9 protein-coding genes are annotated in these 13722 nt (G+C 36.4%); 7 read left to right on the top strand and 2 right to left on the bottom strand.

The window, feature by feature from the left end:
• From ACP6PL_RS03075 to ACP6PL_RS03060, 4 genes are all read left to right on the top strand, one after another.
• Positions 1-1778, top strand: a 1778-nt coding sequence (locus ACP6PL_RS03075) for a calcium-binding protein (RefSeq protein WP_473965211.1), incomplete at its 5' end; no start/stop codon positions are given.
• Between the two features lie 893 nt (positions 1779-2671).
• Complete coding sequence (locus tag ACP6PL_RS03070; RefSeq protein ID WP_426542412.1) at positions 2672-3151, top strand: AAA-like domain-containing protein; 480 nt, start codon at positions 2672-2674, stop codon at positions 3149-3151.
• On the top strand, positions 3126-3974 hold the full coding sequence (locus ACP6PL_RS03065) for an AAA-like domain-containing protein (RefSeq protein ID WP_426542414.1): 849 nt from the start codon (positions 3126-3128) through the stop codon (positions 3972-3974). Before ACP6PL_RS03070 ends, ACP6PL_RS03065 begins: the two co-directional genes overlap by 26 nt.
• 33 nt (positions 3975-4007) lie before the next feature.
• Positions 4008-6386: a CHASE2 domain-containing protein gene (locus ACP6PL_RS03060; protein WP_426542410.1), complete on the top strand. Its 2379-nt coding sequence runs from the start codon at positions 4008-4010 to the stop codon at positions 6384-6386.
• Between the two features lie 163 nt (positions 6387-6549).
• On the opposite strand, the gene ACP6PL_RS03055 is transcribed toward ACP6PL_RS03060, so the two are convergent.
• Positions 6550-6753 carry a hypothetical protein gene (locus ACP6PL_RS03055; protein ID WP_426542408.1) on the bottom strand — a complete coding sequence of 68 codons (204 nt, stop codon included), beginning with the start codon at positions 6751-6753 and terminating at the stop codon, positions 6550-6552.
• Positions 6754-7267: 514 nt separating this feature from the next.
• Between ACP6PL_RS03055 and ACP6PL_RS03050 the strand changes: the two genes are divergently transcribed.
• The 3 genes from ACP6PL_RS03050 (at position 7268) to ACP6PL_RS03040 (ending at position 10669) form a co-directional block, all read left to right on the top strand.
• Positions 7268-8179 (top strand): DUF928 domain-containing protein, encoded by a 912-nt coding sequence (locus ACP6PL_RS03050; RefSeq protein ID WP_426542406.1) that lies wholly within the window; start codon positions 7268-7270, stop codon positions 8177-8179.
• Between the two features lie 151 nt (positions 8180-8330).
• Positions 8331-9161 (top strand): DUF928 domain-containing protein, encoded by an 831-nt coding sequence (locus ACP6PL_RS03045; RefSeq protein ID WP_426542404.1) that lies wholly within the window; start codon positions 8331-8333, stop codon positions 9159-9161.
• A 272-nt stretch (positions 9162-9433) separates the two neighbouring features.
• The gene (locus ACP6PL_RS03040) at positions 9434-10669 is read left to right on the top strand and encodes a molybdopterin molybdotransferase MoeA (protein WP_426542402.1); all 1236 of its coding nucleotides are present in this window, start codon (positions 9434-9436) and stop codon (positions 10667-10669) included.
• 1153 nt (positions 10670-11822) lie between these two features.
• On the opposite strand, the gene ACP6PL_RS03035 is transcribed toward ACP6PL_RS03040, so the two are convergent.
• Entirely contained in the window at positions 11823-13547 is a 1725-nt protein-coding gene (locus tag ACP6PL_RS03035; protein WP_426542400.1) for a diflavin flavoprotein, read from the bottom strand.
• Between the last annotated feature and the right edge of the window lie 175 nt (positions 13548-13722).

The raw sequence follows: 13722 nt of genomic DNA, 5'->3' as shown, positions 1-13722 counted from the left end.
AAACTCCTGTAGAAGAAATTTTTGTAGAAGAAATTTTTGTAGAAGAAACTCCTGTGGAAGAGTCTCCTGTAGAACAAACTCCTGTAGAAGAAATTCCTATGGAAGAGTCTCCTGTGGAAGAGTCTCCTGTAGAACAAACTCCTGTGGAAGAGTCTCCTGTAGAAGAAACTCCTGTGGAAGAGTCTCCTGTGGAAGAGTCTCCTGTGGAACAAACGCCTGTAGAACAAACGCCTGTAGAACGGACAACTATAGAAAGTTCTCAAATAGAAATAGATCGTGTCAGTCTCTGTCCTCCACCTCCAACCATAGAATTTCCAGATTTACCTGTAGTACCTTCTATGGTTCTCGAACCTAATCAATTTGAAGAGTTCTTATTCGGTACATCAGCAAATGAATTTCTTAAAAGTAGTAGCGTTGACCAAGCTGTTGATGGCTTAGGTGGAGACGACACAATCGAAGGTAGTACTACTCCAGACATCATTTATGGTGGTTTGGGTGAAGATCGAATTTTTGCTAATCGTGGTCGTGATTTTGCTAATGGCAAGGAGGAAGCTGATTTTATCAACACCGGAAAAGAATCCGATACCGCTCGTGGTGGTAAGGGTAATGATGTTATCTGGGCTGATATTGGTAACGATATGGTTCTAGGTGACAAGGGTGACGATATCTTATGGGGTGGTACTACTGGTGGTACTGATAAAGACTTATTAGGTAGTGATACCATGAACGGTGGTAGAGGTAATGACTACGTTAACGGTAACCGTTACAATGATCTACTCATGGGTGGTAAGGGTAATGATGAAGTCCGTGGTGGTAAGGGTAATGATATTCTGTTCGGACAAGAGGGTGACGATATGATCATGGGTGAGAATGGCGATGACCAAATTGTCGGCGATCCCAGTTCAAATTCTTCAGCAGAGGAAATAGGAGAAGATTCTGTTAATGGAGGTCGGGGTAACGATGTTATTGAAGGTAGTCGTGGAGACGATCTAGTTAATGGTGGTAAAGAAGATGATTTTGTCTTTGGTGGTAAGGATAATGATTTAATCTTTGGCGACCAAGGTGACGATACTCTCTTAGGAGAGGGAGGAGATGACACAATTTATGGTGGCAACAATAGTGTTCTTGATGCTGATGTGTCGGGTAAAGACTTGATTTCTGGCGGTGCCGGAAATGACTTCCTCAATGGGAACTATGGTGCAGATACTATTCTTAGTGGTACAGGTAATGATATTGCAAGAGGTGGTAAGGATGATGACATTCTATATGGTCAAGCAGGGGATGACCTTCTGTTTGGCGATCAAGGTAATGATACCATCTGCGGTGGTGAGGGTAATGATACTATCTATGGTGACAACCCTGAACTTTCAGCAGCAGTTGGCACAGAAGGTTTCCAAGATGTGTTATTAGGAGGTATGGGAAATGACTTAATACTTGGTAATCAAGGCCAAGACCTATTATTGGGTGAAGATGGTGATGACATCCTCAATGGTGGGGCAGATGATGATACTTTAACTGGGGGTAGTGGTAGCGATCGCTTCCTGCTCAACTTTGGTCAAGGTTCAGACCTCATCACCGACTTCAATATTAATGAAGATTGGCTAGTTTTGGGTGATGGATTACTTTTAGATGAACAACGGCTAACTATTGAGGCAGTTGCCAATAATACCCAAATTTTCTGGGACAATCAACTTTTAGCTACTTTAGAAAATACAGTGACTACTCCAGAAGAAATCACAACTAAGTTAACTACTATCAATGATTCTTCTTTCTTCTAATCAGATGATATAGCATTTATCAGTAAGCGTGAGGTACACTGCTGGAGATCCCCCCTAACCACCCTTGAAAAAGGGGAGAACCGGAAGTCCCCCTTAAAAAGGGGGATTTAGGGGGATCGTTGATGTACCTCACGCCAGGTGAAAACTGCTATAGAATAGTCTTGTAGAGTGAGAAGTATTTAAACAAAATTAATTGTGCATTCACTTCTGACTCTGTTAGGCTTGGTATAAAATTTAGATATCTCTGAAAAATAATGTAGAAAGGTTTCATGGAACATTTCTAAAAATTTTGGTAGCAGGTTTCAGGTATCATCAAAAACATTGCGGAATCTTGCTAGTCACTTAATCAGGAATTTGGGTAAATAGGTATAGCATGATTTTTGGGAATTGATATTGGATAGTGATATTCATCACTACAAATCACTCATCTACTTCACTTTATTGTACTTGAATAGCTCACCCTCTGCATACTGAAAAATCACCTTCATTTTACTTATAGCTCACCACCATCCCCAGAAATTAGGGAGATAATTAAAGTGTAAAGTCAAAAACTCAAGGAGGCAAAAACAATACTTGGATTCTTTATTTACCATAAGCTGGTAAAATCAATCTGATAAGGGTTGCATAAGTGTTGATAATTGGTATAATACCAAGTCCGCCTTAGTCAGAGGGTATTTTTTAAAGTTACAGCCTTTGCCATATATGGGATTAGGACATGGTATTAGCCTACTTTCATACCTAGATTGGGTATAAATTATTTTAATCTAATAGCATTTTCAGAAATTCCTGCAAAAACCAAGCCTTTATAATAGAGGATTGTAGAGGTTTATTTGTAACAAACAGTTATCAAATTCATATAACAATCTAAGACATTTAAACTTGAATAAATAGCCATGAATCAAGAAATATTTGACCACATTTACTCTAATTTGTCAGACAATGATAAAAAGATAATCGAATTGCGTTTATCAGGGAAAAAATATCAAGAAATTGCTCAGTCAATGAGTTTCGATCAATCGAGTGTGGGGAGAAAATTAAAAGCAATAGCAAAGAAGTTTAAATATTCATCAGAATCCAATCTAGAATGGAATGAATATTTAGTACAAATATTCACTCAATATAAATCAAATTTAGTCATAAATGAATTACAAGAAGATTATGGTTTTCACCCAGTTGTCATGCCTGGTAGACCGGAAAAAATAGACTCCCCTTTTTATATAGAACGTCATCGGATTAAACGTTGTACTATTGAATCTGAATGTTATGAAGCTATAGAACAACCAGGTTCTTTAGTGAGAATAAAAGCACCAAGTAGAATGGGTAAAACTTCTCTAATGAAAGAAAAGGATACAAGACAAAGCCAATCAAAATAATTATTTTCCTGTATATCTGAGATTTGATACTCTGATTGAACCTGACAATATCAACAATATTAATAATTTTCTTAAAGCATTTAATAAAAATATAAAAAGTCAGTTACCTGATGTTGAATCTGAACTAACTTGGGATGATAATAACGCGAAAATTTCCTGTACTCAGGAATTTAAAACATTTTTGTCTCATATCAAGAAAAATGTTGTTTTACTATTAGATGAAGTTAATGAGGTTTTCAATTATCCAGAAATCTCTAAAAACTTTTTTGCCATGTTAAGAAGTTGGTATGAAGAAAGTAATAACTCGGAAATTTGGGAAAATCTGAGAATGGTAATTGCTTATTCCACAGAATATCATGGTAAATTAGATATTTATCAATCTCCTTTTAATGTTGGCTTACCTATAGAATTAAAAGAATTTACACCAGAGCAGGTAACTCAGTTAGCATACTTACATCAACTTGAGGCAGAAATAGTGACTCCTTTAATGTCTATAGTAGGAGGACATCCTTATCTAGTCAGATTAGGATTGTATAAAATGGTTCAGGATGAATTGAAAATTAAAGACCTATTAAAAGATGCTCCTACGGAAAGTGGGATTTATCAAGATCATTTAAGTATGCTTTTAGAAATCATGGAGAATAATCCCAAAATCAAAGCAGTTTTTTGCGAAATATTAAAAGCCAATTCTCCGGTGCGTTTACCCAATAAAAATCGAGAAGTACGTCAATTAGAAGCTATGGGATTAATTAAAATCAAAGGTGATTTGGCCGAACCTCGTTGTCAGCTATATCAACAATATTTTCAGGATCGTCTATGTTAATTTAAAGTAAGGAAGAAGAAAAAGGAAAAAAAAATGACAAGTGGAGGGAGCTTACCACCAAATAGCCGTAATTATGTAGTAAGAAAACAAGACACAGAACTGTTGGAAAAACTCCTAGCTGGCGAATATTGTTATGTGTTTAACGCTCGTCAAATGGGTAAATCTAGTATGCGCGTAAGAGTTATGAAAAAATTACGATCTCAAGGTTGCAAATGTATCCCAATTGACATGACTAGATTAGGTGATTTTTCCATTGAAAAACAGTCTTGGTATGAGGGTTTTTTAGGAGAAATATTTTATGGATGTGACCTGACAAATAATATCAATTATCAAGACTGGATAGCTAGTCATAGAAACTTAACTAATATCCAAATTTTTGCTCGTTTTATTGAAGAAATTTTATTTATTAATTTTCCCTATCCTCAAAAAATATATATTTTTCTTGACGAAATTGATGTGTTAGTTAAATTACCATTGGAGATGAGAAATGATTTTTTTGCTTTTATTCGATCTTGTTATAATCGTCGGGCTGAAGATGGAAAATGTGATTATCATCGGTTAATTTTTGCTTTTGTTGGAGTGGCAACTCCAGATGATTTAATTAGAGATCCACAACGTACTCCTTTTAATGTTGGTTATCCCATTGAATTAACAGAGTTAACTTTTGAAAATGGAAAAGAAGTATTAACTAAGAAATTAGAAGGAATAGTAGAAGAGCCAGAAGTTGTTTTAAAAAAAGTTTTTGATTGGACTGGAGGTCAACCTTTTTTGACTCAGAAACTTTGTCAAATTATTATTGATTATGCAGAAGATTCTGAACCGGATGTTGATAATTTGGTAGAAGAACATATTTTGACTTATTGGGAAGAGAAAGATAATCCCACTCATTTTAAATATATGCATGATTATTTGGTTAATCATGTTGAATTTGCACCTCAATTATTGAGACTGTATCAAGAGATTCTGCAAAAGGGAGAGGTTAAAACTGATGATAGTTCAGTACAAATGGCTCTACGATTGTCTGGTATAGTGATTAAAAGACAAAAGAAATTATTTGTTTTTAATAAAATTTATCAGAAAATTTTTAATGAAAATTGGGTTGAGGAAAAATTAGCAGAAAAATTAGCAAATTTAGAAAATAATCTGGATAATTCTAAGGCTAAACCTAAAACATTAGGAATGAGTTTAGGTATTGCTAGTTTTGTGGGAGTAGGAGTTATTATTTTAAGAACTTTAGGTTTGCTACAATCGTTTGAATTAAATGAGTACGATCGCCTGATGCGATGGCGACCTTCAGAACCACCAGATCCTCGTCTTTTAATTGTTGAAGCTACGGCAAAAGATATTAATGAATATGGAGTTAGTAATAGTTTAACTGATGATAATTTGGCTAAAGTAATAGCTAAATTAGAAACTCATCAACCTGCTATTATTGGTTTAGATTATTTACGAGAAAAACCTTTACCCGATCAAGCTGGTTATCAAAAGTTATTACAATATTTGAGTAATAATAAGAAAATAATTGCTGTTTGTAGTATTAGTGACGATGAGAATAACAAGAATGAACCTAGTACCAAACCTCCTACGGTAGTAGAGAAAGAAGAACGCTTCGGTTTTATTCAGCTTATCCTAGATATTGGTCAAGTTAATGTAATCCGTCGCCACTTAATGTTTCAGAACAAAATATCAGGAAATCCTTGTCAAACAGAATATTCATTAAGTGTTAAAGTGGCTCTTAATTATTTGAAAACTAAAGGTATTCAAGAGGAAAATGCTCCCCGAGGATTTGTCAAAATAGGGCAGGTTATTTTCAAAGACCTTCTAGAAGGACAAGGTTTTTATCAAAAAATTGACTCTGGTGGATTTCAAGTTTTACTTAATTATAGAAACTCAGATGTGCTTCCTAGTAAGCTTGCTGAGTCTATTACTATTTCGGATGTTCTTGATAATAATTTTGATGAATCTTTAGGGTCTTTAGTTAAAGATAAGATTATACTTATTGGTAATACAGATCCTCGTGGTAGTGATAATTTTTATACTCCTTATAGTTTTCAACTTGTTTCTCAAAAGCAAATGCCTGGAGTTATTGTACACGGGCATCAAGTGAGTCAAATTATTAGTGCAATTTTAGATGGAAGACCTTTAATTACATTTTGGGATAGGTGGGTAGACTGGTTGTGGATTTTGGGTTACTCTGCTGTTGGTGGTGTTGTAGGTTGGTATTTTCATCGAGTTTTATTATTTGTCTTTTTTATAGGAGGAAATATTATGGTTTTATACTTGGTTAGTTTGATTTTTTTAACTCACGGTTTTGTCGTACCCTTGGTGCCATCTGTTTTGACATTAGTCATAACTAGTGTGAGTGTTTTCATAAACTTTGAGAGAAGTCCGCCTCCATTGACTAATGACTGATAGCGATGATAGTATACCGTTTCACTAAATTGAGAATGCCAGATTTGATAGGCTAAAAACTATTACACAACAACAGTTTCAGGCAATTATTTTACATTTATAGTTTGAAATTATTTGTGACATCCTTAAAGTGAATTGGTAGAACTACTTGCCAATATACAGTTCAATAATTAATAATTTTCATGTCGGCGACAGCCGTTTGCGTAGCATTCCGCAGGAAAACAATTAGATAATTAATAATTACCTCTCCTGAAAACGGATAGGATTGACCAAAATGATTTTTTTTCTCCTGAAAAGGAGAGGCTTTAAAGCTTAATTGTTCGGTAATACTTCTTTGATGTCGCCGATGGGTGCAACTTAATTTCAAATATATTCCTGATGGAGAGAAGTATAGCAAGTAAGAGTAAGAGGTACATGAAACAAGTGTAGGGGGAAAATAGACATTGAAGTATAATTTAGATAAAATACGCATCTCCAGATTTTCTATTATTCTCAGTATAGATGCTGTAGAGATACTAAAACATTTGACTTAACTTGTGAATTCACTACCTTCAGTTCACAGGATGAGTCTGTTAATAAATACACAAGACTTACGCATTTGAGATTGCTATCCTGACAGACTACTTTGCTACGCACATGAAACACAACCGCTTTCCCTCACAATGATAAAGTACCTTCTTTTGGGTAAGTCATAATAAATTCATACCTTGATTCAACAACGCCTAATTATTAGATCAGAAGTTATAAGAATGTTATGAGTCTGAAGAATTCAAATTGCTGCTAATGTAGGAGAAAGTAAGAAACAAGTTTAGAGCTATACAAGTTCTCTAAGTTTATACCATTTGCTTTACTTGACAAAAAATTTTTTAAGGGAGAAAACAATGAAAATCAAACAATTTGCTGCTGTTATTATTAGCATTTGTGGGCTAAATGTGGGAATAGCTAAATCAGTAGCAGTAGAAATGAAAGCACCTGTCCTAGCTCAACAGTCTGGGAAAATAGAGGAATTTGATGGACTTTTTCAGCAAGCTACTGTATCTCAAGAACTGCCTAAATACAATCAATCTACTCCAATATTGGAAAGCAAATTTGCCATTTCACAAACTTCAGATACTAGAGAAAAAGCTGGAGTTAGAGAACCTGATAAAGTTGTGAATAAGGATAGAGGAGGAAACCCTGATTCGGGTGGTAGCCCTGGCGGAGGTACTCGCAGTCCTAGTGGCAAATGTAATGGGAATGATCAAAAGCCTTTTTTAGTTCTGATTCCAGATGAATTGGTGGAAACGTTGGCAAGTCATCCGACTTTTTGGTTATATATTCCTCGTTCTAGTAGTATTAAATTCGAGTTATTTGATAAGCATCAGAATTTCCTTTATAAGGGGGACAAGCCAATTTATGAGACTAAACTTAATGTTCAATCTGAGCAAGGGTTTATTAGTTGGAAATTACCCTCATCTGCACCACCTTTAGACGATAACTTTTATAGTTGGAAATTTAGTTTTGATTGCGGAGATAATTCACAAGTTATCCTTCAAGGCTCTATATCAAGGATAGCAGAAACTGATAGTTTGATCACTAAGTTAGAGTCTGCTGAAACTGTTATAGACAGGATTGATGTTTATCAGGAGAATGATTTGTGGCCTGAGAGTGTTAACGAGTTAGTAAACTTACGTCGGAGTAATCCTGATGATCCAGAGATAAATGATAGATTCAAGATTTTATTAGGTAAGTGGTATAATGATATAGTTAATGATCCAATTCAAGATTGTTGTGAAATTGGTCAGAAAGAATAGAGTTGTTTCTTGATAAGTCTTTGTTGCATGAAAGTAGCGATTCCTTTATGGAATCGCTTTTCTGACGTTTTATGTCAGTTTGATGAACCAGATTCCCTAACTTTATACTATTTCTTGAAATTTGACAAAAATTTTTTTAAGGGAGAAAATAATGAAAATCAAGCAATTGTCTGCCATTCTTCTTAGCATCTGTGGGCTAAATGTGGGAATAGCTAAATCAGTAGCAGGACAAATGAAAGCACCTGTCCTAGCGCAACAGTCTGGGAAAATAGAGGAAGCAGAGTCTTCTATCCCCGAATTTCAAAACCTTTTTCCATATAAAGTGGCAGATAAAGATAATAAGCAAAAGGATAGAGGAGGAAACCCTGAAAGAGATAGTACCGCACCAGGAGGTGCTCGCGGTATTCGCGGTCGCAAGTGTAATCCTAATGATAAAAAGCCTTTTTTAGTTGTGACTCCTGTAAATCAGGAAACTATGGCAACTTTGGCAAGTCATCCGACTTTTTGGTTGTATATTCCTCGTTCTGGTAATATTAATTTCGTTTTACAGGATAAGATTGAGGGAGATAAAATTATTTATGAGACTAAATTTAATGTTGCATCCGAGCCAGGATTTATTAGTTGGAAATTACCCTCTTCTTCCCCACCTCTAGATATAGATAGCGTTTATAATTGGGAATTTACTTTTGATTGTGGAGACGATTTGTTGGTGATCGTTGAGGGAATAATATTCAGGGAGGAAGCAACTGATAGTTTGATTAGTGAGTTAGAATCTGCTGAAACTGTTATAGACAAGATTGATGTTTATCAGGAGAATGATTTGTGGCCTGAGAGTGTTAACGAGTTAGTAAACTTACGTCGGAAGAATCCTGATGATCCAAAGATCAAGGATAAATTCAAGATTTTATTAGGTAATAAGTGGTATGATGATTTAGTTTATGATCCGATTCAAGATTGTTGTCAAATTGGTAAGAAAGAATAGATCTGTCGGTTTATAACCTATAGCATTTAGGCCGTAAAAGTTTTTTGTCATTACGACTGACAGGGAAGCAATCTCTAAAACCTATAAGATTGCTTCCTTCCACTCCGTTCCAGTCGCAATGATTTGGATATACTAATTATCCAGATTTGATATGATAATTATGCACTCGCTTTTGACTTTGCTAAAACACTATTAGTTTGGGTTAGTTTAGGAGAACAGAGAATTTCAAATACAATCTATAATAGAAATAACCCAAACTCTAGAGATTAAAAATGCTAGCAGTCAACCAAGCAGAGTCAATAATTTTGGATTTAGTACAGCCCTTAGATTCCCAGAGGGATGTAGAAATAGTAGACCTATTAACGGCATCAGGGCGAATATTAGCTACACCAGTCAGCAGTAAACTAGATTTTCCCCACTGGGATAATTCTGCAATGGATGGTTATGCAGTAAAATTTACAGATGTCAAAGACTGTAGTCGAGAAAATCCCGTATCTTTGGAAATTATAGAAGAAATTCCTGCTGGGTATCAACCTCAAGGGCAAATTGAATCAGGGAAAACAGCTCGTATTTTTACAGGTGCTTGTATGCCTCCAGGAGCAGATACAGTAGTCATGCAAGAAGTGACTCAAAGGGAAGGTGACAGAGTGCTTATCTTAGAAACTCCCCAACCCAAAGAATTTGTCAGATATCAAGGTTCATTCTATCAGGCAGATACACCTTTACTCAACCCTGGAATTCGTCTCAGTGCTGCTGAAATAGCTGTTTTAGCAGCACTTCAATGTCCGGAAATAACTGTTTATCGGCGACCAAAGGTGGGAATTATTTCCACTGGTAATGAGTTAGTTACGCCAGAGCAACCCCTACAACCAGGTCAGTTAGTAGACTCAAATCAATATGCTTTGGCTGTAGCAGTTGCTCAAATGGGTGGAGAAGTAATACGATTTGGTATTGTGCCAGATGAACCAGAAATTTTGAAACAGACTATTGCTAAAGCTGTAACAACTACAGATTTTTTACTTTCTACTGGTGGAGTATCAGTGGGAGACTATGATTATGTTGAGGATATTCTCAAAGAGTTAGGAGCGGAAATTCATATTCATTCTGTGGCGGTTAAACCTGGAAAACCTTTAACTGTTGCAAAATTTTCTGATGCTCAATGTTTATATTTTGGTTTGCCAGGAAATCCTGTTTCAGCGTTGGTTAGTTTTTGGCGCTTTGTGCAACCTGCGCTGAAAAAATTGGCTGGAGTTGAGCAAGGTGCATGGAAACCTGAGTTTGTAAATGCGCGATCGCTGCAAGATTTACGCTCCAATGGTAAACGAGAAACTTATCTCTGGGGTCAGATCAATTTAGGGAATAATGGCTATGAGTTTCAACTTGCGTTCGGTAGTCATAGTTCGGGAAATTTGATTAATTTAGCTCACACTACAGGTTTAGCTGTTGTACCATTGAATGAAACTTTGATTCCTGCGGGTGAGTCAGTCCAAGTTTTGAAAATCAGTTGATATAGCTTTAACCTATTAGCTAGAGTCAAAACTATTTGTTGTAAAGGAAGAAGGATTTAATAATTGATAATTGATAATGAATAATTGATAATTACCTCTTCCTTTTAGGAATAAGATTGACGCGGTAGGGAAAATTTTTTCTCTCTTGGTCGATTGGATATGGCGTTTCGGCGCTTGAGCCGACATGAAAAGCGTAGCGGCTCTGCAAGAGTGGGAAACCTCGCCCTCGCCATCCCATCCTTCGGAATGCTCAGCAAACGACCGCTTGTTTCTCCTTTGAAGGAGAGGCTTTAAACCCTAATTAGGGTTTGCTGCAAAAGTCTTATGGGTGAGGGGAGGAGACAGGAGACAGGAGACAGAATAAATAGGGAATTTAGAGGAGTTAGTCGAATATTGTATCCCTCAATTTTTCTGCAATTATTCTCCTCAAAACCCTGACTTTCTGCTTGATCAAGCAGAAAAAGCCAGACTTTATGGAGAAAAAAGCCTACAACCTTTATCTATCAATGCTTTTAGATTTCATCAGCAAGCCCTAATTATTCGGTAAATAAGGAATTAGGACTTACGCACTACAACGTATTTTTGTCATTGCGACCGATAGGGAAGCAATCTCAAATCCTAGTTTTTCCTACCTTATGCGTAAGTCCTGGGAATTTTGTACCTCACTCCTTATAGAAATTGCTATATTAAATAGTGTTATTTAGCCATCAGAAAAAATGAAATATCACATATTTATGTCTTTTTTAGAAATTTGTTGGATCGGTGCTACTCTCTGTATTTTTAGTAGACAAATAGGGATTTGGCGAAGAAAAACTATAAAAAAGAAAAATATAGTTGTAAACAATATAGTAGTGGACCGACAAAGCTAAAATGGTGCGCTACCAATGGATAATGGATAATTGATAATTGATAATTAATCAATTCGGTTTAAAGCCTTCTATTTCAAGAGAAAAAAAGAAATAATATTTCCTTATTTTCAATCCTCCCGATTTTAACCATAGGTAATTATCCATTATCAATTAATGAAGACGGATTATTAAATGTTTTTCACGGTCTAAATTTTAGCCGTCTAACACACCCTATTGAACCAATATATTGATTGTAGTTTCTCCCCAAACTCCCCACACTTCCTACTCTCTATTCGCTACTCCCTCTAATAATGACTGCCTGTTTTACGGAAGTGAACAGCAGTTACCCCATCATTTAATAGTTGACCATTCTCTACCACAGCATAAACTAACCAATGGTCCCCACATTCCATCCTGTTTGCCACTTTACATTCCAAATAAGCCAGAGCATCGGTTAAAATTGGACAACCATTATTAGCTTCCTTTGTCTCAACTCCAACAAAACGATCTTCTCCCGCTGCAAAAGGCTTGAGAAAATGCCTTTGTAAATCCTTCTTTTCCTCAGCTAATATATTCAATACAAATTTATCCCCCGTATGAGTCAAAGACTCCAATGCTCTATCTTGAGCTACAGCAACAGTCACCCCCGGAGGATTAAAAGTTGCCTGAGATACCCAAGAAGCTAACATCGCACTGGTGACATCTCCACGTTTAGCAGACATTACACACAGAGAACCCACAACTCTTCCCACCGCTTGAGCCGTACGATCACTTCCCGAACCACCCCCCGAAGGTTTAGGAGCGCGACGTTTTTGGGATTTGATCAAAGCTTGAGCAAAATCAATACCAGTTTCCTTACAAGTTTGAATCATCACATCATCTGGTTTAAACTTAACTCTAATAGGTTCAAAACCAAATTTATAACCCGCATCCTTTAACCTACTTTCCAAAAAATCTATTGCTTCACCACTCCAACCAAAAGAACCAAATACCCCTGCCAATTTATCCTTAGAAACTGTATTCAATACAATACCTAAAGCCGTTTGAATTTGAGTTGGTGCATGACCGCCGAGAGTAGGAGAACCAATAATAAACCCATCACATTTTTCTACTACTTCCTTAATTTCATTAGATGTAGCAGCTTCACAGTTAATTGATTCTACAGCTACCCCCGCTTTGGTTATACCCCTAGCGATCGCCTGACAAACAGTAGCTGTATTACCATAAGCTGAAGCATAAAGCAAGGCTACATTCAAATCTCGTGAACTTTGTTGTTGACTCCACTTCCGATACAGACTGGTTAACTCCATTAACCCATAGCGTACCATTGGTCCGTGACCGGAACCATAGAATTTCACAGTCAACTCAGAAATTTTTTCCAGGGTAGAAAGCACTTGTTTTGCCTGAGCTGCATGAAGACAATCATAATAAAAGCGTCTATCCTCGCTATAGACACTCCATCCTTCATCAGCAACTTGGTCTCCGCAAACATGAGCGCCGAAAAATTTATCAGTAAATAGAATTTCAGTTTGGGGGTCATAAGTCATCATAGCGTCTGGCCACTTAGGAGTGGGAGTGATGACAAACCCCAATTGATGGCCACGACCTAAGTCAAGAGTATCTTCTCCTTTAACTACTTTAATTTTCAACTCTTGGTCTTGGAAATAGTCTTTGAGAGTTAAAGCTGCGGGGTTTGAGCAGACAAAGGTAACTTGAGGTGCTACAGTTAACAATGCTTTCAGGGTAGCTCCACGATTAGCATTAAAGTGACCCAGAATCACATAATCAAGGCGATGCCAATCTAAGCGTAGTTGTAATGATTCTAAATAATTTGTAGTAAATGACTCACCAGGAGGGTCGATAATGGCAGTTTTTTCTGCTTGGATAAGATAGGAGTTAGCAGTGGTTCCTTTTTGTAGAGAATATTCCACTTCAAATTTTAGTCTATCCCAAGTTCGAGACCGTAGCACTTTTGTATCTTCAGCAATTATGACAACTTGAACATCTTTTTTTTTGGTGGTTTGTAGCATAATTTAGTTGTTTTTTTTATACAAAATAGAATGCTATATTTTATCATGTTCTGGCGATCGCTTTCTTCAAGTCAAAAGGCAAAAGTCAAAAGTCAAAAGTAATATCAAAATGAGTTTGTTACTATAGAACCCATTTGGTATCTTTTCCGTCCAAGGTTATACTAAGTAGCGATCG

Source organism: Dapis purpurea BLCC-M126 (assembly GCF_050015975.1).
Taxonomy (GTDB): domain Bacteria; phylum Cyanobacteriota; class Cyanobacteriia; order Cyanobacteriales; family Microcoleaceae; genus Trichodesmium.
This window is presented reverse-complemented; position numbering and strand designations above follow the sequence as displayed.

Bases quoted from the DNA above. Each gene is read 5' to 3' on its own strand.
- ACP6PL_RS03070 (WP_426542412.1), top strand. From the start codon at position 2,672: ATGAATCAAGAAATATTTGACCACATTTACTCTAATTTGTCAGACAAT.
- ACP6PL_RS03060 (WP_426542410.1), top strand. From the start codon at position 4,008: ATGACAAGTGGAGGGAGCTTACCACCAAATAGCCGTAATTATGTAGTA.
- ACP6PL_RS03050 (WP_426542406.1), top strand. From the start codon at position 7,268: ATGAAAATCAAACAATTTGCTGCTGTTATTATTAGCATTTGTGGGCTA.
- ACP6PL_RS03045 (WP_426542404.1), top strand. From the start codon at position 8,331: ATGAAAATCAAGCAATTGTCTGCCATTCTTCTTAGCATCTGTGGGCTA.
- ACP6PL_RS03040 (WP_426542402.1), top strand. From the start codon at position 9,434: ATGCTAGCAGTCAACCAAGCAGAGTCAATAATTTTGGATTTAGTACAG.
- ACP6PL_RS03035 (WP_426542400.1), bottom strand. From the start codon at position 13,547: ATGCTACAAACCACCAAAAAAAAAGATGTTCAAGTTGTCATAATTGCT.